At 41.4% G+C, this 20073-nt stretch carries 15 protein-coding genes; 7 read left to right on the top strand and 8 right to left on the bottom strand.

The window, feature by feature from the left end; translation table 11 throughout:
• Positions 1-8: 8 nt before the first annotated feature.
• On the bottom strand, positions 9-1061 hold the full coding sequence (locus tag EA772_RS15845) for a universal stress protein (RefSeq protein WP_124914060.1): 1053 nt from the start codon (positions 1059-1061) through the stop codon (positions 9-11).
• A 34-nt stretch (positions 1062-1095) separates the two neighbouring features.
• Here EA772_RS15845 and EA772_RS15840 point away from each other — a divergent pair, with 34 nt between their 5' ends.
• The 3 genes from EA772_RS15840 (at position 1096) to EA772_RS15830 (ending at position 5016) form a co-directional block, all read left to right on the top strand.
• The gene (locus EA772_RS15840) at positions 1096-1974 is read left to right on the top strand and encodes a universal stress protein (protein WP_124914059.1); all 879 of its coding nucleotides are present in this window, start codon (positions 1096-1098) and stop codon (positions 1972-1974) included.
• A gap of 334 nt (positions 1975-2308) precedes the next feature.
• Positions 2309-3961 (top strand): PAS domain S-box protein, encoded by a 1653-nt coding sequence (locus tag EA772_RS15835; protein WP_168187579.1) that lies wholly within the window; start codon positions 2309-2311, stop codon positions 3959-3961.
• The gene (locus EA772_RS15830; protein ID WP_124914057.1) at positions 3958-5016 is read left to right on the top strand and encodes a response regulator; all 1059 of its coding nucleotides are present in this window, start codon (positions 3958-3960) and stop codon (positions 5014-5016) included. Before EA772_RS15835 ends, EA772_RS15830 begins: the two co-directional genes overlap by 4 nt.
• 260 nt (positions 5017-5276) lie before the next feature.
• Here the strand turns inward: EA772_RS15830 and EA772_RS15825 are convergent, their stop codons facing one another.
• Positions 5277-5684 (bottom strand): Hsp20/alpha crystallin family protein, encoded by a 408-nt coding sequence (locus EA772_RS15825; protein WP_124914056.1) that lies wholly within the window; start codon positions 5682-5684, stop codon positions 5277-5279.
• A 373-nt stretch (positions 5685-6057) separates the two neighbouring features.
• On the opposite strand from EA772_RS15825, the gene EA772_RS15820 reads away from it, so the two are divergent.
• Together EA772_RS15820 and EA772_RS15815 are read left to right on the top strand one after the other, a co-directional pair.
• A complete protein-coding gene (locus EA772_RS15820; protein WP_124914055.1) occupies positions 6058-6894 on the top strand; it encodes a universal stress protein in 837 nt (278 codons plus the stop codon).
• Positions 6895-6957: 63 nt separating this feature from the next.
• A complete protein-coding gene (locus EA772_RS15815; RefSeq protein ID WP_124914054.1) occupies positions 6958-7206 on the top strand; it encodes a hypothetical protein in 249 nt (82 codons plus the stop codon).
• Between the two features lie 291 nt (positions 7207-7497).
• Here EA772_RS15815 and EA772_RS15810 read toward each other — a convergent pair whose 3' ends face one another.
• On the bottom strand, positions 7498-7797 hold the full coding sequence (locus EA772_RS15810; RefSeq protein ID WP_124914053.1) for a hypothetical protein: 300 nt from the start codon (positions 7795-7797) through the stop codon (positions 7498-7500).
• Positions 7798-7971: 174 nt separating this feature from the next.
• A complete protein-coding gene (locus EA772_RS15805; RefSeq protein ID WP_124914052.1) occupies positions 7972-8811 on the bottom strand; it encodes a universal stress protein in 840 nt (279 codons plus the stop codon).
• 343 nt (positions 8812-9154) lie between these two features.
• On the opposite strand from EA772_RS15805, the gene EA772_RS15800 reads away from it, so the two are divergent.
• On the top strand, positions 9155-10993 hold the full coding sequence (locus EA772_RS15800) for an LTA synthase family protein (RefSeq protein WP_246833960.1): 1839 nt from the start codon (positions 9155-9157) through the stop codon (positions 10991-10993).
• Between the two features lie 797 nt (positions 10994-11790).
• On the opposite strand, the gene EA772_RS15795 is transcribed toward EA772_RS15800, so the two are convergent.
• Genes EA772_RS15795 through EA772_RS15785 form a run of 3 tightly spaced genes read right to left on the bottom strand, consistent with a single transcriptional unit; the run spans position 11791 to position 17717 of the window.
• Positions 11791-12927: an efflux RND transporter periplasmic adaptor subunit gene (locus EA772_RS15795; protein WP_124914050.1), complete on the bottom strand. Its 1137-nt coding sequence runs from the start codon at positions 12925-12927 to the stop codon at positions 11791-11793.
• 2 nt (positions 12928-12929) lie between these two features.
• Entirely contained in the window at positions 12930-17258 is a 4329-nt protein-coding gene (locus EA772_RS15790) for a CusA/CzcA family heavy metal efflux RND transporter (protein WP_124914049.1), read from the bottom strand.
• A gap of 60 nt (positions 17259-17318) precedes the next feature.
• The gene (locus tag EA772_RS15785) at positions 17319-17717 is read right to left on the bottom strand and encodes a hypothetical protein (RefSeq protein ID WP_124914048.1); all 399 of its coding nucleotides are present in this window, start codon (positions 17715-17717) and stop codon (positions 17319-17321) included.
• A gap of 173 nt (positions 17718-17890) precedes the next feature.
• On the opposite strand from EA772_RS15785, the gene EA772_RS15780 reads away from it, so the two are divergent.
• The gene (locus tag EA772_RS15780) at positions 17891-18955 is read left to right on the top strand and encodes a nitronate monooxygenase family protein (protein ID WP_124914047.1); all 1065 of its coding nucleotides are present in this window, start codon (positions 17891-17893) and stop codon (positions 18953-18955) included.
• 464 nt (positions 18956-19419) lie between these two features.
• Here the strand turns inward: EA772_RS15780 and hxlA are convergent, their stop codons facing one another.
• A complete protein-coding gene (gene hxlA, locus EA772_RS15775; RefSeq protein WP_116170546.1) occupies positions 19420-20052 on the bottom strand; it encodes a 3-hexulose-6-phosphate synthase in 633 nt (210 codons plus the stop codon).
• Positions 20053-20073 lie beyond the last annotated feature (21 nt).

Genomic DNA, 20073 nt, shown 5'->3' with positions numbered 1-20073 from the left:
CGGAACGTTTAATTATGCAATTGCCTTTCGCCTAAGCTGGCGGGACCGGGGCTGGTAGTGAAGCCCTGGGGAAATATAATCAAGGGCACCCGGGTCCTGGAAATCATTTTTAAAGTTTTATCTCCCCCGAGGAGTTCTCCTATCAAACTGTGCTTTTTGTGTACCATTGCCAGCATATCCGCTGCACTATCTTTTTCCAAAACCGCTAATGCCTCCTCAATTGTATCCTTTTGTTTGTGCCTGTAAAAAACCTTAGGGTAATCAATTGCCTGTGCTACCTTGTCCAGAAATCTTTTCTCTTTCCGCAGGAACCGTCGTCCCTCCTCAGCGGATTTCCTGTTATGAAAAATAAGCAGATCTGAATGATAAGCAGACGCGATTTGAGCTAAAAAATCAAGTGCTGTGATCTCACTATCCCCCAAGTCAGTAGCGAAAACAATCTGCCGGATCGGTACAGGAGGAAAGCTCATGGGAACAAGCAGCACGGGCACACTGGTCCATTTGATCAGCTTACGGATCGTACTTCCGGGCAAAGTTCCCAAATATCTTTCCTCAGGCTTGATCCCCATGACAATTATACTCATATCCTTCTGGTTGAAAAAGGATATTATACCGGCCGCAGGAACACCGATTGTTGAGAAAACCTCGATAAGCGGCTTAAACCCATCATTGCACAACTGCTCTGCATCTTGGTTAAGTTTCGCCTCCAGTGAAGACAATCTTCTTAATGAATCGTTTTCGGCAAGGTCATATAAGCTGTCCTGTGAAACCGTGGTCTCCTCTGCTACCATTGGTAAGCCAACCGAGTAGATGTGAACAATGGAAAGGTTCATTCCGCATGAGCATGCTATCCGTAGCGCATAATCTGCCGCAGAAGCTGCTGCCCTAGAAAAATCTGTGGCAATCAATATTTTATACATAACAACTATTCTATTTTGAATAGATAAATCTGATAAAACCAAATTTTGGAGCAGGTGAGGGAAATCAGCGGTACCGATGATACTGGAAAAAAAATTACAGAAGCCATGGGCAGGATTATTACCGGAGCTGACCGTGGTCATCAAATAAACAAGGTCCTTCCCCTAGCTTAGCCAGATGAAAACAATATTGGTCATGACCAATTTTTCCAGAGCCGCTAAAATTGCGGCTCAAACTGCACTAGGGATTGCGGAACATTTTGGGGCTGAGCTACTGCTGCTGCACAGCTATCACCTGCCCCAAATTATTCTCGCTGAACCTTTAAAAATGGACTATAAGGAAATTGAGGAGAAGGCTGCAGTTTCGCTTAAAAAAGAAAAGGAAAGACTTTTAAAACTAATGAAAACCCGCCAAGGCTGTATCAGAATCCACACGATAAACACCATTGCCCCGATATCTGAGATACTATACGACATCCAGCAGGGCGAAAAAGTCGTACTCGCTGTGATGGGCAGGCACAAAGCACATAAAAGTAATTTTCTTTTTGCAAACCATATCCATATTGCCATGCGAAACAGCGATTGTCCGCTGCTTATATTATCATCCAGTGAATTCCTTCCGGACAGATGCAGGATAAATTTCGCTTCCGACCTCAATGAGAAGGACATCACGCTGCTTGAATCCATTGATAAGATCCGCAAAGCGTTCAAGGCCAGTGTTTCGCTCAGTTACGTATTGGAGAGTCCAGGGCTAATTGCTGATTTTAACGAAGAAGATCGTATAGTATCCTTTCAGCGTGCCTTGCGGAAAGATAAATTCAGTGATATACCGTTTAATATTTTAAAATCTGCTTCGATCACACATAAAATCGACCGTATGTTTCCTCCATCTAAAGATAATCTTTTACTTCTTGTCAACAGGACCCATGGGTTGCTTCATGAGATTTTTCATTCCTCTCACTGCCATGCAATTATTAAAAAGCACCGTGGGGCCATCTTGGTCTTGCCTGAACATTGGAAACCGACATGTGGGCCGCTTGCAGGCGATGGAGCATAGTTACAGTTTTAAACCTGGTGGCTTGATCCTGCCTATACGATTTCGAAGCCGATTAAATCATTGCTTCATCCACCCCGGAAAAAAACTAAGTAATGGTGGTAGCTCGCTCAAATCAAATCCCTTTCAAAAACAATATGACAACCGTCATTTACCCGAATGATCATTATCATTAATTAGTGTAAAAAAAAGAAACAATTTTAGCTATTAGTAGCTATCTGCATATCATCAGTTGAATAAAAACTGTGTATGAGCGGACGATTTACACCTCACAGGAATCCCGGTGATTAATTTTTGTATATTTATGATGTAGGCTAATATGTCTTTCAACCAAAAGATGAACAAAACCACGGGAATTGGTTTCGACCCCTTATTTGACAATGCCTCCATGGGTATTATTGTTGCCAATGATAGCGGGCATATTGTGATTACCAATCCATTTTTAGAAAAACAGTTTGGCTATGGTCCGCAGGAACTTAGCGGAAAGCCGATTGAAGATCTTATTCCGAGCAGGTTTACAGACAGGCACCAGCATCATGTTGAGGGCTATATCAAACAGCCCAGGTCACGGCCTATGGGACTGGGACTCGATCTTTTCGGACGTAGAAAAGATGGAACTGAATTTCCCGTCGAGGTTAGCCTGAGCAGTTACCAGACAGATCAGGGAAAATTTGTCATCGGTTTTATAAGTGATATCTCAGCAAGAAAAAAAGCGGAGCTGGAGCTTAAAGACTTAAACGAACAGCTGGAGGCCAAGGTCTTAAGTAGGACACGCTCACTGACAAGCACGGTAAAGCAGTTAGCGGAGCTGATCACTGAAACCGAGCTGAAGGATGCCGAGCTCAACAGGGCAAACACTTTTTTGCGGAGTATTTGGGGCCATGCAGAGGTAATCCTATATGTTACCGATTCAGGCGGAACGATAAAGATGTTCAATCCAGCTGCCGAGCGGGAGCTGGGATATGTTGCCGAAGAAATCATCGATAAACTTAGTCCCTCAGTCTTTCATTCTGCCCAAACACTTAAGCAAAGTGCCGACGAACTTACCAAATCAATTCAATTAACTGTTGCTGCCGACTTTGAGGCCCTAAAAATAAAAACTGATCTAGGATTGGTGAATGAATGGGAAATTGAATACCTGAGAAAAGATGGGAGCCGTTTTCCTGCCTCACTTACGATAACAGCGATGCATACAGCAACCGGGGATATCGAGGGCTATCTCGGGATTGCGATGAACATTTCTAAGCGTAAGAAAGCTGAAGAAGAAATTCTCCAGAGCCTGAAAAAGGAAAGGGAGATGAGTGAGTTCAAGTCCAGGTTTGTCTCAATGGCTTCCCATGAATTCCGGACCCCTTTGAGTACGATACTCTCTTCTGCCTATCTGATATCAAAATATACCACTGAAAATCAGCAGCAAAGGCGGGAAAGCCATGTTAACCGGATAGCCTCCATGGTACAGTCTTTGACCGATATATTAAACGACTTTCTATCCCTTGAGAAAATTGAGGAAAACAAGGCAGAACCACATTACAGTAATTTTGAGCTAGCGGACTATATCAAAAACGTTATTACTGAAATTGAAACCCTGAAAAAGAAAGGCCACCTCATCCGGGTTTCTCATCAGGGAGAAACCTGTGTGTATTTAGATCAGGTCATGCTCAAGCACATCATCATCAATCTTCTTTCCAATGCCATCAAGTTCTCCCCTGAAGACAGCCACATTGATATATGCAGTTCAGTTGACCAAAACCAGATAACCATTAAAATTAGTGACAAGGGATTAGGCATCCCTGAGCGGGATATGCATCATCTCTTTGAAAGGTTTTTTCGCGGAAGCAATGCCAACAATATCCAGGGTACGGGCCTGGGGCTGCATATTGTATCAAGATATGTTGATTTAATGGGCGGAAAAATTTCCTGTAAAAGTGAACTGGGATCGGGAACGGAATTTACTATAGAATTTGTAAAAACAAACCAGACCGAATTATGAAGAGGATTTTAGTTATCGAGGATAACCAGGACATCAGGGAGAACCTTTCAGAGATCCTTGAGCTGGCCAACTATAAAGTCGACCAGGCTGAAAACGGAAAGCAGGGTGTAGAAATCGCGCTTCAGCGAAGGCCCGATCTAATACTTTGCGATATCATGATGCCCATTCTGGATGGCTACGGCGTACTGCTCATGCTTCAAAAAAACCAGGCAACTGCAAACATCCCTTTTATTTTCCTTACAGCAAAGTCTGAACGTATTGAGGTGAGAAAAGGCATGGAAATGGGCGCGGATGATTATATTATAAAGCCTTTCGACGGAACCGATGTAATCAATGCCATAGACGGGCGGTTGCGTAGGTCGATGTCCCTAAGGGAAGAGATTGTTACAGGAATAAACGGCATGGACAGGCTTATCACCCTTAACGGTGGGAAAGACCATCTTGATCTGCTCAAAGAAAACCGCACCCAGAACCATTACAAGAAAAAACAGATTATTTATACTGAAGGAAACCTTCCTTCCAAGTTATTTTATCTGAGTAAAGGAAAAGTCAAGACCTACAAACGGAACCAGGATGGAAAGGAACTCATCATGGGGCTTTATAACCAGGGTGATTTTTTTGGGTATCTGCCTTTGCTTGAGGGGAGAAATTACAAAGAATCGGCCGAGGCTTTAGAAGATACCGAGCTTGCGGTGATTCCCCGCGCTGAGTTTGAGCAACTGATGGGCAGTAACCCACAGGTGATGAAAAAATTCATTTCTGTCCTCGCAAAAAATCTGATTGAACGTGAGGAACATCTACTGGCCACTGCATATAACTCCCTGCGTAAAAAGGTTGCAGATACACTGGTCACCCTTTATGAAAAATACAATCCCCAACAGCAGCAAACCTTCGAAATTGACTTGACAAGGGAGAATCTGGCAGCTATTGCAGGTGTTGCCAAGGAGTCCATGATCAGAATGCTTGGTGAGTTCAAGGATGAACAGCTCATCAGCATTGCAGATAGTGTAATCCATATAGAACAGATCGATAAATTAAGACACATGCACAACTAATCTTCGGTCCGGGCATAATGTATCAATGAAGATACTTTAAATATTTCTTTTGCCTATGTGCCAATTGCTTACTCGCAGCGAAAAAAGATCTTTACAAAACTGCGCACCCTGTGCAAACAAACCCCTAAATAAGCAGCTACCGGAAGACCGGAAGCTGCGCTGATTGTTCATTTTGGGTATCTGGATATCAAAGCTATATTATAACTATCATTCAATGGCTATCTGCCTTTTAGCTGAAGCTGGCTTAAATTATTGGATGTTCAGAAAATCTTGACATGCTTTTTCACTGAAGAAAGCTTACCGGTTTTTCTGAGTGTCAATGAGAGAATACCATCCTTGTATTTGCCTCTTATATGTTCGGGAGAAACATTTTCAGGAAGGCTGAACGCCCCGCAGAACGATGAGCGAGAGAATTCTCTTCTCAGATAATTTTCCTCATCGCCCGCTTCGTGTTCGGCAAGGATATTGAGTACCCCGTTTTCAGCATTTATAGAGAAATCTTTTTTCCGAAACCCGGGAGCGAGCACCTCGATTTTGAATTTGGTATCCCTTTCTATAACATTTACGGCCTTCTTTGGCTCATTAAGCTCATCAAAGAATTCAGAATCCCAAAAATCCTGTACCATGGAGCCTATCTCTTTTTTGTTTAAATTTTCTGTGACTGACATAACGTTTTTTATATAAAGTTAACCTGCCTGAAACCGGGTTTGATTGATACCCGTCATTAACTGCTATGAGTTTGCTCATCGGCCGCAATACTAGCTGCAAATTTTCGGCAAGGGAAATTAAAGGATGCCCATTCTGTAATCCGAGAAAAACCCGCTATCGAGTATACTTCAAAACACACCATTCTTTTTTAAGGCTTTGGAATTAAAATGAAGATAGACCATGTGATGATTTTTGCGCATATCTTTTCAGATCAGGATCATTGAGGGACATGATATAAATCATCAAAGTATAGAGATAAACTCCTGAAATTGATGTTGATCCGGGGCACTTTAAAAGGGAGAAAGAAGCTGCGTTAAAAACCAGGAAAAAAAGGTGAAAAAAATTATGGTAAGCACTGATTTATCTGACAATTCAAAGTCAGCTGTACGTATGGCATTGCGGTTGGCTAAACTTAAAGGCTGTGCCTTAAGTGTAGTACAGGTAAATAATATCCCCAAACCTTTTAGCTGGACGCAGGAGGCTTATGGCAGGTTTTTAAAAAAGAGGATGAATAAGCTCACCGGAGTACTCGCCGCCTTTGTTTCTGCAATCTGCCATTCCATCGATCTGGAACCTTTCAGGTTCAAATCTGTGGTACTTAATTCAACGGAGGTAGTTGACGCCTTAAGTGATTATGCACGGACAGAGAAATTCGAGTATATCCTGATTGCTACCCGCGGAGCAGGCACGCTAAAAAAACTTTTCGGCACCCATACCAGCAGACTGTTGGCCAGCTGCAAAATCCCCGTGATCGTAGTGCCCAGCAGATACCGCCACAGGAATATAAAAAACGTCATCTATGCAACAGACCTTCAGGATATTGAGCGCGAGCTGCCGGATCTGGTTGATTTTGCATCTCCCCTGGGTGCAGAAATCCAGATGCTTTATATGAAACTACCGTTTGAAGGGATGGGTAGCCCTGCGGAACTTGAGTTGAGGGTGAGAGAAAAATATAGTTATCCGATAACATTCATCCAGGTTAAACGCAACATAGAACGGTCGATAATAGAAGATATCGACAGAACCATAAACAAAGGGCATAACTCCATTCTTGCGCTTTTCTCCCATCACGGCCGCTCCGGTTTTGACAAACTCCTCTTTCCCTCCAATGCCGAACAGTATTCATTTTATGCAAAGATACCCATATTGGTTTTTGCCAAGCATGAATAATTTTTAGCTGTACAATGAAAGCCTTATTGAGAAGATGTCATTTACCCAGAACGTCAAAACACGATGTTACCAGAACCAAACGACGAGCAGATCGAAAACCTTATGAGCAGTCAGGTTACAGGCAGTAATAACGGCGCTCCGTATATTGTCCCGATAAACTATTATTACGATAGAGAGAAAATCATTGCAAATTGTGTAGATGGGAAAAAGATTTCCATCATTCGCAAAAACCCTGTGGTATGTTTTCAGGTTGACCATATCACAAACATTTTCAATTGGCAGAGCCCTGACCACACTTTACATGGGCTTTAGAAAGAGCGGAAAACCTGGGTTTGCATCTGCAGCTCATTTTCTATAAAATTGTGCTTGTCATGAACAGCGGCCGCTTTGAGAACAGCTCATTGAGAAATTTTCAGATCCCGATAACCACCAAATACAATCTGATCAATACCTGATATAAATTAATACGCAAGGCCAAACGACAGCTTTATCCCAAAAAAACTATATGAAGTCCCATCAACAACAACGGCGGCATTTCTATAGAATACCAGCCCTGCTTCTGCAATATTCCTTCCAGGAATAGCTACACGTTAACCCAGTTCATTAGAGAAGACCAACCGCCGTTCTGTCAAAAGAAGCAGGCGTGTTATTAAGTACAATGGAGCCCCCCAAGTCAACCCGTAAATAGATCTGTTCACCGGGTAAAAATTTTAAGCCCATATTCAGTGGCAGGATCTTTGGATTTTTCAGGGTTGAAGATGCTTTGTTCTCCCGGATAAGCACCTTATAGGCTGTATTTACGGTCAAAAAGACAACCCTCTGTTTGACTGGAAAATCAATCTGGATAGCGCTCCCGAAAAGAAGTTTATACACCCCTATGATATTACCTAAAGGCAATGTCATGGGCCCTAAGTGAATTTATCCAGGGTTTGCCTGCTACTGTCGTGCTGCGCTCCGGCGGCAGAGGGTTGTGATAGGGCAAGAATCAAGAATAAAAAAATGAGTATCTGAAGTTATTCATCTCTAAAGGTTCTTATTCTGTAGCAGATCTTCCGAAATATCGGGGCATCCTCTTCCTTACCGGTTGTGCGCAACCAGCAGCGAAGACTTGCATTGGGTAATCAGGCCGTCTGCTATGCTGGGTATAAACCAACGTGATGTACTTCCCCTACCATATGCGCCCGCTACAGTCAGCGTCCCCGGACCAAGTCCCTGCACGTAATCGATGACTGACTGCTTCTCCGGCCCGGATATGCAGGTATAAATTGCACCCGGGCGATGACATTCCACCAGGGCTTTAATTTTTTCAAAATCCGGAATTTCCGCCTTCTGATCTGAACTTGTAACATACAGGACTTCTGTAGATGTATCCTGTTCTGCGGCGAAAAGTGAAAAAAACAATTTGATGGCATATACCGATCCGGGTTTGCCGTCGTAGAGAAGTACAACACGGCCGGGATTTTCAATGCGTTCATCAAGGAGCAGTACGGGACATCTGGAATCTGAAAGCAATTGTCTGGTAAAGATTGAAGGCAGCTGTGTCCCTATGGTGCTGAACCTTTCGTCCTTAGCGATGAGGATCATATCGGCGAAAGTACTTTCCTTTAACACCTCGTCAATAGTAATACCCTCGGGGTGGCTAATGGAATAACTTATCTTTGCCTTTTTACATCCATCGGCAAACAGCTTTCGTGACCTAGCCCTTTTTTCGGCCTCCTTCATAACGGCATGCCTGATTTTTACTGCGGAAATGCCGTTCTTCCCAAGCAGTTTAGCAAAATCATACTCATGATAAAGAAAAGATTCCGGAAAAACACCCACCAGGTGCGCCTCAGATTTCTTACAGTACCCGATAGCGAAGTCCATGGTCGATCCTGCAAAGTCCAAGCCATCAAAAACAGCAGCAATTCTTTTCATAGCTCTTATATTTTTGATTAAAGATAGATTCCGCAAAAAAGAAAACTAATGACCGCTGTCATGCCCGGTAATGATCATTAGGATAAAAACGGAAACTTATTAGCCTTCTTTTGGTCGGTTTTTTTAAATATTTTTTTTTCAAACCTTAAATTGACAGGATCATCGAACCGTCTCGGAGATTTGCCTTCAGAATTGCTACAGATTTGGGCCTTACATTCGTGCAAATTGATTCAGATAGCTCTAGAAATCTCTTGTTTCGTTGATGATGAAAATACTAAAATTTTTTAGTCACAGGTTCTCACCTGTACTTCTTGCAGTGATGTTATTGTGCACTGCTTCTCTAATGACCAGAATCGCACTGATGATATTTTCTGCTCACAACTTAGACTGGTCAATAGCCAATGTCGTGAGAATATTCCTGTTAGGATTTTTATATGATATCGCAGCTGCTTCATTCGCATCCATACCGATCATTGTATATTTGTGGATTTTCCCAACCAGGTGGTATCGTAAAAAAGCCAGCAAGATATTGCTGTTTGCATATTTCTTTGTCGCTCTACTTACGCTCCTAGTTAACGCCGTATCAGAATGTTTCTTTTGGGAAGAGTTTTCAGTTAGATATAATTTCATAGCCGTAGATTACCTCGTTTACACCACAGAGGTTATTGGAAACATCCGTCAATCCTATCCGATAAATACTATACTATTCATTATGATTGTGCTTGTTGCGGCACTACTATTCCTACTCCGAAAATTGATATGGCCGGTAAACTATGTTGAGCAAGGATTCAAAAAACGAAGTTTATACGCGATTTTACTCTTGACCCTGCCCGTTCTGATCTATTTTAGTCTAAGCCATAAATGGAAATACTTCAGCGGCAATCAGTATGTCAATGAGCTGTCGGGTAATGGCATGTATGATTTTGGGTTCGCTTTTTGGAATAACCAGCTTGACTACAACACATTTTATAAAACGTTACCGATATCAGAGGTACTGTCTATCATCCAGCCCATCCTCGGTAAAACACCAGATAACAAAAGATATAGCTATACATCAAGAATGATAGAGCATAAACAGCGGGAAAACAGAATGAATGTGGCGCTGATCAGCGTGGAGAGTTTAAGTGCTGAATTTTTGGAAAGCTTTGGCAATAATCAACACATCACACCTGAACTAGATACCCTGGCAAAAGCTGGCATGCTATTTACCAACCTCTATGCTTCCGGTACACGCACGGTAAGAGGACTCGAAGCGCTTTCCCTTTGTATTCCTCCAACCCCAGGACAATCAATTGTGAAACGTCCGGATAACCAAAACCTTTTTACCGTGGGCAGCGTTTTTCGTTCCAAAGGATATCATTCAAGATTTATCTATGGCGGCTATGGGTATTTTGATAACATGACAGAGTTCTTTTCCAATAACGGCTATGAAGTAACCGATAGAAGTGCACTGAATGATTCTGAAATACATTACTCCAACATCTGGGGTGTAGCAGATGAAGACTTATTTACACTTTCGATACGCGAACTGGACAGAGACTATCAAAATGGGAAACTCTTTTTTGCACAGATCATGACCGTTTCCAATCATCGCCCTTACACCTATCCTGAAGGAAGGATAGACATTCCCTCCAAAACAAGTAGAGAAGGTGCGGTGAAATATACGGACTACGCGATTGGAAAATTTATTAGGGAAGCCAGAAAAAAGCCATGGTTTTCAAATACGCTGTTTGTCGTAGTGGCGGACCATTGCGCATCCAGTGCAGGAAAGGTCCAACTGCCGGTAGATAAATACCATATTCCAATGATTTTTTATGCGCCTGGCCATATTGCACCATCAAAATTTGATAAGCTTACCGCACAGCTTGATATTGGACCCACTATTCTCGGGTACCTGAACTTTAGCTATCGAAGTAAGTTCTTTGGCCATGATGTTTTAAGAATGGAAGATACGGAACAAAGGGCATTTATCAGCACTTATCAGAGTCTTGGGTACCTGCGAAATGGCAAACTAGTAGTACTTGATCCGAACAAAAAAATAAATACGTTTCGTCCGGATTTCAAAACAGGTGGGTCTACAAAAATTTCTAATGATAAAAAGCTAACCAATGAGACGATTTCATACTATCAGCTGGCTTCGTTTCTCTATCAGAAAAAACTTTACCTACAGGAAAAAAAATAACAATTAACAATTCAGTACTTTATTCAGTAACACTAGATCAATGTGCAAATTACTTCAAATTGAAAAGTTTAGTTTTCCGGCAGAATTGCCATGGACGTTTGCACATTCGCTATGTTTAATTTATAATTTTTTATTTATATTTTGTCTATTCGTTATGCATAGTATAGCAAATGATCTGGATTGAGCGGAATCAAAAACTGGTTAGTTTAGTGAATCTTTCCTCCCATTTGTTTAATGATTTACTTCATCTTTGCGAACCTCACAATGCCATTTCTATGACCCGTAATAACTACCATTCGAGTTAACCTGACACCTCATGCGTAGTTTGTTATTCCGGAACCAAATACTAATAGCATAAAGAGTTTGAGTCTTGCTGATCGATTCTAATAGCGCTAAAAAATGTTACAATAATTTAGTCTCAATGGAAGAAAAACCTGTCGCTGAATTCAACATATATCCGATAAAAAATCAAAAAGCATATGTAAAGTAGTTTTAAATCTAAAATATTTAACCCCAGCCTTATCAGACCTAAATATTTCAGAAATTATTAGATGTAATTCATGAGCGTTTCAAAACATAGCACATTAAATATTTAAAAAATTTAGAAAGTGCAAAGATATTGTACAATCGTGAAATCCAGATACCTCATAACATTTTTGGTTATCTAATTACCTAGACCAAACACCGGTTTTATAGCTGTTCAAACAATGTAAGTACTATCCAAATTCTTTCACATAAGCTAAAAATTTGAATAGCACTTAGCATCGAGGACGTTTCCATAATTCCTCTTATGAAAGTTATTCAACTGTATTTTTTAATTTCATTAATAGCGAATAAGCACCTCTCAACACGACCTTCTTCCCATCCAGCCCCCCTCCAACTACAGTTTGGTTATTTTCTGATATGCCTTTTTGCAAAGGAGTCATACGAAAACTGGAATCGCTTTCTTTAACAAACACATAATCCTTGTTTTCAAAATTCACGATGGCATCATTTGGTATCACTTTTTCTCTTTTAGCATTCAGCTTAATTTCAGCATTCATATACATACCTGGCGTCAGGCTTTTATCATCCAGATCGAAATGACAGTGTACCTCGGCACTTCTGTTTTCATTTAATGAATGGCTAACCAAAATAATACTGGAGTTAAACTTCTTATCCGGGTTGTTATTGGTGTATGAAGTTACCCTTTGTCCGATGGAAACCTTATCGAGATCTTTTTCATAAACCGTTAAGTTTAAATGAATATCCTGAGGATTGATGAGCTCAAACATTACATCTGAAGGGGTTACATATTTGCCAATATTCATGTTTACTTTACTAACATAACCATTGATAGGAGAATAAATTCTGATGGTACGCGAAATATTTCTAGCCGTTAAAGTCCTACTGTTGATTCCAATCATGCTCAGCTTTGCTGCCAATGCACCGGTTTCGACATTCAGGTCTTTCAGTTCACTTTCTGCTTGCTGAAGCACCTTGTCGCTACTGGCCTTCGTACTGTTTAATTCGCGTTGGCGTTCATATTCTTTAATGGCAAACCCCTGTCTGTTACTCGCCCGCAGGTAATCTTGTTGGAGTTGAATGTACTGCGGATCTTCCATTATTGCCAATACCTGTCCTTTGCGTACCCTAGTTCCAGGCAACATGTCTGTAGATTTTAAGTAACCACCCAAAGGGATGCTAACTGAAACCAGATTCTGAGGTGGAACATCTATTTGCCCACTTAATTTCAGCACATTGCTCACCTCTTGTAATTTCGTTTCGCCAACTTCCAGGTTGATGTTTTTGGCCTGTTTTGCATTCAAATACACTACGTCACCATTTCTATTTTGAGGTTCCGCTGTTACTTTGTCTTCTTTGCTATTACAAGCAAACAGGCATACAGACAATACTCCAAGGATAGAAAACCGTTGATATAACTTAAAATTCATTGTTATTTTGATAAAAGATAATTTAAATTAATAATGCTATTGTTCAGGTTATTTACAGCGTCGAAATAATCGAGTTGCACCTGTAAAGATTGTTGATTAAGAATCGTCCACTCCAGATAGTTAATCTCTCCATTATTGAGCTGCCTGTCTAATGTAAGCGTTACGGCAACAGCGTTTTTTAACGCGGTCTTTTCATATTCATTCACAATATCCTCATACTGCCCTACCTGCATTATTGCACTTTCAAACTCTGTATGAAGTTGTTTCCTTCGATAATCCGTATCATTTTTTGCAATTAATTGTTGTGTTCTGGCCGATTTTATCCTCGCCCGTTGGGCACCTGCGAAAACTGGAATTTCTACACCAAGCTGCACAGACTGAAACCGGTTTCCGCGGTTATAAAGAATGCCGTCCTGCAGGCTCATATTATTATAGGCCAATGAAATGTCAGGCAAGAGCCTTGCACCTTCCGCTTTGAGGGATGCAGCTGCAACATTTTCCTGCTGGCGCTGCCAATTCAAATAAGGATGTGAGGCCAAAGTCGAACTGTCAGCTTGTGGTACCTCCAGCTTTAATTTGTCCGAAACAGGTATAAGTTTTTCTTCAGTATTCATCAGGAGCATCAGTTCGCGTGTTCGTGATTCCTTTTCATGTATAAGATTTTTCTCTTGTATCTTTAATTGCGACAACTGATTTTCCGCAGATGCCTTTTCGAGCATATTGGTTTCCCCTGCCTTAAGTCGCAGCGTGGCAATCCTTAAAAATGCAGTATAGGCCGAGTCCATCCTTTTTAGCAATTTGCTTTTTTCAGCTATCAGCAACAGTTCATAAAATACAGCCCTGGTGACTTTTTTAATTTCCGCCTCTTTCACATCAACCTCCAGCAGAATCGCCTTCCATTCCTCGCTCAACTGCTTTGTTTGCCTGTTATACACGGACGGCAAGCTGAAACTTTGGGATATGCTGAACTTATCATCAGTAAGTGGACTATTGAAATTTCCATACTCCGCCCCAATAATAGTTTTTGGAAGATTGCTTCCTGATTTAATGAGCAGTTTGGCTTGTTCTGCCCTCAAGTATCGGTTTTTGATCAATAAATTATTCGCCACCGCGGTTTCCACGGCTTCATTGACAGAAATTTTTCGCTGAGCGCCAGCCGGTAAAAAAGCCATCAAAGCTAAAATCGTGACGATAACAGGTTTCACAACTTTTGCTTTGATTCCCTTTTCAAAGGCAATGTAAAGAACAGGTAGTACAAATAAAGTCAGTAGCGTGGCAATCATCAATCCTCCAATGACTACCGTGGCTAAAGGCCTTTGCACCGATGCACCTGCGCCATTACTTAAAGCCATGGGCAAAAAACCAAGTGAGGCTACAAAAGCGGTCATCAGTACGGGTCTTAAACGGGTAACTGTACCTTTGGTTACAATTTTTCTCAAATCAGTTTCCCCTGAATTTTTGATCTGGTTAAATTCTGCGACCAGTACAATTCCATTGAGTACGGCAATTCCAAAAAGTGCGATAAAACCTACGCCGGCGCTGATACTGAAAGGCATACCCCGCATGCTGAGCAGAAAAATTCCGCCTATTGCCGAAAGCGGAATGGCGGTGTAAATGAGTAAGCCATATTTGATGGAATTAAAAGCGAAATATAAAAGCAAAAATATCAGTACCAATGACACCGGAACAGCGACAGATAAGCGTGACTTCGCCTCATTTAAATTTTCAAACGATCCGCCAAAGCTCACCGTATAACCTGTGGGCAGTTTAATTTTGGCGGCTACTTTCTCCTGAAGTTCCTCCACAATACTTTCCACATCCCTGCCGTTTACATTAAAACCAACCAATATCCTACGCCTTGTGTCCTCACGCTGAATCTGGCTTGGGCTATCTACGAGGGTCACTGAAGCCACCTGGTTTAAAGGAATTTGTATCCCTGCTGGCGTTGGAATCAGTAAATTTTGAACATCCTGGATGTCCTTTCGCTGATCGTGCTGCAAGCGAACTACCAAATCAAACCTTTTCTCCCCTTCAAACACCAAACCTGTACTTTGACCCGCAAAAGCAGCATTAATGTTCCTGTTGATTTCCGAAATATTCAAACCGTATTGGGCGATGGCTGCCCGGTTGTATTTAATCACAATCTGCGGTGTACCGGTAATCTGCTCCACATACAATTCTGTAGCCCCATCTACAGTTTTGACCAGATTTCCCAGCTGTTTGGCAAAAATCCCAAGCGTATCCAGGTTTTCTCCAAAAATCTTGCACACCACATCCTGCCTGGCGCCTGTCATCAGCTCATTAAACCTCATCTGTACCGGAAACTGAAAACTGGTGGTTACACCCGGAACTTCGGTAGCCGCTGCGCCCATCTTTTCGGAGAGTTCATCAAAAGACTTAGCCGTTGTCCATTCCGATTTGGGTTTCAAATTGATGATCATATCCCCCATATCCATCGGTAAGGGTTCGGTGGGCACCTCACTGCTACCAATTTTGGTTACGACGTTAATGACTTCCGGAAACCTCGATTTTAAAATTCCTGCAACCTTTTGTACATTTTCCATTGTGGTATTCAGACTACTACCGGAAAGTACTCTGGTTTCAACCGCATAGTCACCTTCTTCAATTGATGGAATAAATTCGCCACCCATCCTGCTCAGCAGAAAAACAGCCATCACAAATAAAAGAACCACAAAACTTATGATGATTTTTGGGATTCTCAACGCCCTTACGAGCAAGGATTGATATCGATATTCGATTTTAGCCATTACCCGATCTGAAAAATTTTGCCTGCTCTTAATCTTTTTACTCAGGAAAATACTGCTCAGCATCGGGATGTAACTTAAAGAGAGGATAAATGCGCCAAGCAATGCAAAAGCAACAGTTTGAGCCATAGGCTTAAACATCTTGCCTTCGATACCCTGTAAGGCAAAAATGGGCAGATAAACAATCAGGATAATGATTTGTCCGAAAACTGCGCTGTTCATCATTTTAGCGGAAGCACTGTTTACTTCTTTATCCATTTCCTGCTGAGAAAGCATGCTCAGGCCGGCAAAACGTTTGTTATGGCTAAGCTGATGCATGACGGCCTCTACGATGATGACCGCTCCATCTACAATCAAACCAAAATCCAAAGCACCAAGACTCATCAAGTTACCACTAACTCCAAAAAGGTTCATCATGATAACAGCAAAAAGCATTGACAAAGGGATCACAGATGCTACCAATAAACCAGCCCTGAAATTCCCCAGAAACAATACAAGCACAAAAACTACAATCAATGCACCTTCCAGCAAATTAGTCTGTACCGTGCTGATCGCATTGGATACCATATTGGTACGATCGAGAAATGGTTCAATCACCACACCTTGAGGTAATGTTTTCTGGATTTCAGCAATCTTCTCCTTGATGCTTTTAATTACCACGTTGCTATTTGCGCCTTTCAGCATCATCACAATAGCACCAGAAACTTCACCCTGATTATTGTACGTCAGTGCGCCGTATCTGGTGGCAGCACCGATCACCACTTCAGCAACATCTCTGATCAATAAAGGCGCTCCATCCTTGTTGCTCCTGATGACCACATTCTCAATATCTTCTTTGTTGCCAATCAATCCCTCACTCCTGATGTAGAGTACAGTTGATTGTTTTTCAATGTAGGCGCCACCTGTATTTTGGTTATTACTTTCCAGCGCATCAAAAATATCGGCAATGGTTATTCCATGCGATTGCAACTTGCCAGGACTGATAGCGACTTGATATTGTTTGAGCTTCCCACCGAAACTGCTTACCTCAGCTACGCCTTTTACGCCCAGCAGCTGGCGGCGAACCACCCAGTCCTGAATGGTGCGAAGTTCAGTGATGTCATACTTACCCTCATAGCCTTTTTCCGGCCTTACCACATATTGATAAATTTCGCCCAGCCCGGTGGAAATAGGACCCATCTCTGGTTTCCCTATTCCATCAGGAATGGATTCCTGTACTACAATCAGTCGTTCCGAAACCTGTTGCCTGGCCCAGTAAACATCCACATCATCATTAAAAACCAACGTAACCAGCGACAAACCGAAACGGCTGTAACTCCTTATTTCCTTGATCCCTGCAATATTGCTGCTGGCCTGTTCTACAGGAAAAGTAACCAATCGTTCAATATCAGTTGCACCGTATGAGGGTGCCACAGTAATAATCTGAACCTGATTATTAGTAATATCAGGCACAGCATCTACCGGCAATTTAAAGAGTTCAAAAACTCCATATATAATTAGGGCGATGGTAAACAACGCCACAATGAGTTTATTCTTTACAGAAAACCCAATGATTCTATTAAGCATAAAAAATGAATATGATCTTTCTCAATTAAAAAAAGGAATGACCACAAAAAGGGGCATATCCTAGACCTCGATTAAGGAAATGCTTTTGGGCGGTTGCCAGATTTTGCCCCCGTCCGGACTTGGGATATGACTTTCGGTATAATGGAAAGCATCGTTCTTGACAATTATTTTAACCGCCTTTTCGAAATTGTTTAAATGCGTAACAGGAATTGCAGGCGTTAAAAAGCTGCTCATATCAATCGTTTTGAACGGCAGCTGATCATCTCTTTCCTGATCATTATCAGTGTGTGGTACAGAATTATAATGATCGTAAATGAAGCCGAAAAAGCTTAACTGGTGGTTGAGCTGCTTATGCTCATTGAAATGTTGAAACAGCACAGGAAGTTTCAGTATCTCCCTAAACTCAGTAGTTGAGAATAAATACAGCACCAGGATCGTAAAGGTAATGCGCTTTTTCAATGCGCCAAAGTTAGCCAAAAAGTGTTTACAACAAAAGATTCGTATCTCACGTTTGTGTTACATCATTGGACCAGTCTTTCGAATGAAGATGGTTTGATCGAATGAAGTTTTCACTAATCAGATACATAAGCTTAACTTTGAAATTAGTGCTATCATTATAGAAATCACCCGGTATGAAATGGAAAAGTAGAATTACGCAATTGTTAGGCATCGATTATCCCATTGTGCAGGCACCGATGTTTGGGGTAACAACGCCTGAAATGGTTGCTGCCGCCTCCGGCAAAAGCTGTTTAGGCTCGTTAGCGTTAGCAGACCTTGACGCTGAAAAAAGCATTGAACAAATCCAGTTAACAAAACAACTCACGAACAAGGCCTTTGCTGTAAATATTTTCGTACATAAAATCCCTGTAATCACAGAAGAACTCCGAGCGGAATATGCTAAAGCAAAAACCTTCATTGAGCAGTTAGCGAAAGAAAGCAATTTGGAATTAAACATTCCAAACATCGACCAATTAAAAGTCAATACCTACCACGAACAAATTGACGCCATCATTTCTCAAAACTGTAATATTGTAAGTTTCACCTTTGGCAACCTCGACATACAAAGCATTGATAAATTGAAGCGCAACGGAGCGATTCTGATTGGCACCTGCACGTCGGTACATGAAGCAATTACTTTAGAAAAATCGGGAATTGACATTGTTTGCGTACAAGGCTTGGAAGCAGGAGGACATCGAGGAAGTTTTACTTCGGAAGACATTCCTAAAATTGGAGGGTTATCACTATTGTCACAAGTAAGCGAAACCATAAAAGTTCCTATTATTTACGCAGGTGGGATTTATAATGCAAAAACATTGCTGGCATCAAAAACATTGGGAGCAAGTGGTTTTCAAATCGGAAGTTTGCTTCTGGGTTCATCAGAAAGTGCGCTATTAGATTTTGAAAAAGACCGGATAAGAAACGTTAAAGAGGCTGATATAATGTTGACAAAAAGTTTTTCAGGCCGTTATGCCCGAGGAATAAGGAATACATTCATAGATGCAATTGAAAATTCAGGAATCATATTGCCCTATCCATACCAAAATAAGCTGACAGCCGAATTACGACGAGTCGCTAAACTCAAAAGAAATCCAGAGTTTTTAAACCTCTGGATGGGACAATCTATCAGTGAGTTTAAAGAACATTCAACGGCAGATATTATAAAAAACTTAATCGAACAAACGGAGAAGTTTTCCTAATTTTAGCAACTAATGCCTCATTACTGTAAGCGTTGATATGATTTTTTGAGCGAATCGATTTCTGATTTCAAGTGTGCTTTTGCGCTGAAAGTATTGAAAGCATCAGCATTAAGCATATTGGAAGTGCGGACGAATCTATTTAACGGTTTTTAAATAATTTTTGTGTCGTTATTGAAGATTCAAAATTGCATATGAAAGCACCGAAAGCAATTAATCTACGATAGCAAAAAAGCTTAAGATAGGTTAGTTATTGGTTTTAAAAAACGGAAAAAATCATAGCTAGATGTATTTTGATCAGAAGAAAGCCTGTGTGTTACCTGAAACACGAATCTGTATAAATACTCCAAAAGAGGTTATGCTTTGTAAAAGTTCTACTGCTTGAATCTATCATGAGGATGAAGAAAAGCTACATTCAAACAAAAGCAAAAGAGCTTCGAAGAGCTCTTTTTTGCTTATAATAAACCTTATGCGGCATCGATAGCCTCACGAAGAGCTTTTGCTGCTGCCGCTGGATCTTCAGCGCCATAAATTGCTGCGCCTGCCACAGCAACCTGAGCACCAGCTTTAATTACTGCGGCTATGTTATCAATGTTTACCCCTCCTGCAATTGAAACCGGCACACCAGCTCTTGCAGCCTCATCAATCAACACCTGGATTGAGTACCCTGTAGTCCACTGTTCATCAAGTCCAGCATGCAGTTCAACAAACTCAACACCTAACTCAATTACCTCCTGTGCTCTCTTTACACGGTCAGGATAACCAATCGTATCTACCACAACCCCTTTGCCGTGTGCTTTTGCTGCTTTAACTGCACCAATAATGGTTGCATTTCCTGCCGCACCCATCACAGTTACTAAATCTGCACCGGCCTTGAATGCGATATCCGCTTCCAGTTCTCCTGCGTCAGCGGTTTTTAAATCAGCAAAAACCAGTTTGTCCGGATGTGCATTTTTCATTGCCGTGATGACTGTGGAGCCCATGTTTTTGATCAATGGAGTACCCAATTCTATAATATCCACATATGGAGCAACTTTCGCTGCCAGTGCCAATGCTTCTTCTGTTGTCAATAAATCTATTGCTACTTGTAATTTTGCCATGATTGTGTTTTGTTTATAATT

Source organism: Pedobacter sp. G11, assembly GCF_003860265.1.
In the GTDB taxonomy this organism is placed as follows: Bacteria; Bacteroidota; Bacteroidia; order Sphingobacteriales; family Sphingobacteriaceae; genus Pedobacter; species Pedobacter agri.
Note: the sequence above shows the minus strand (reverse complement) of the source record. Positions and strands in the feature narration are given on the sequence as shown.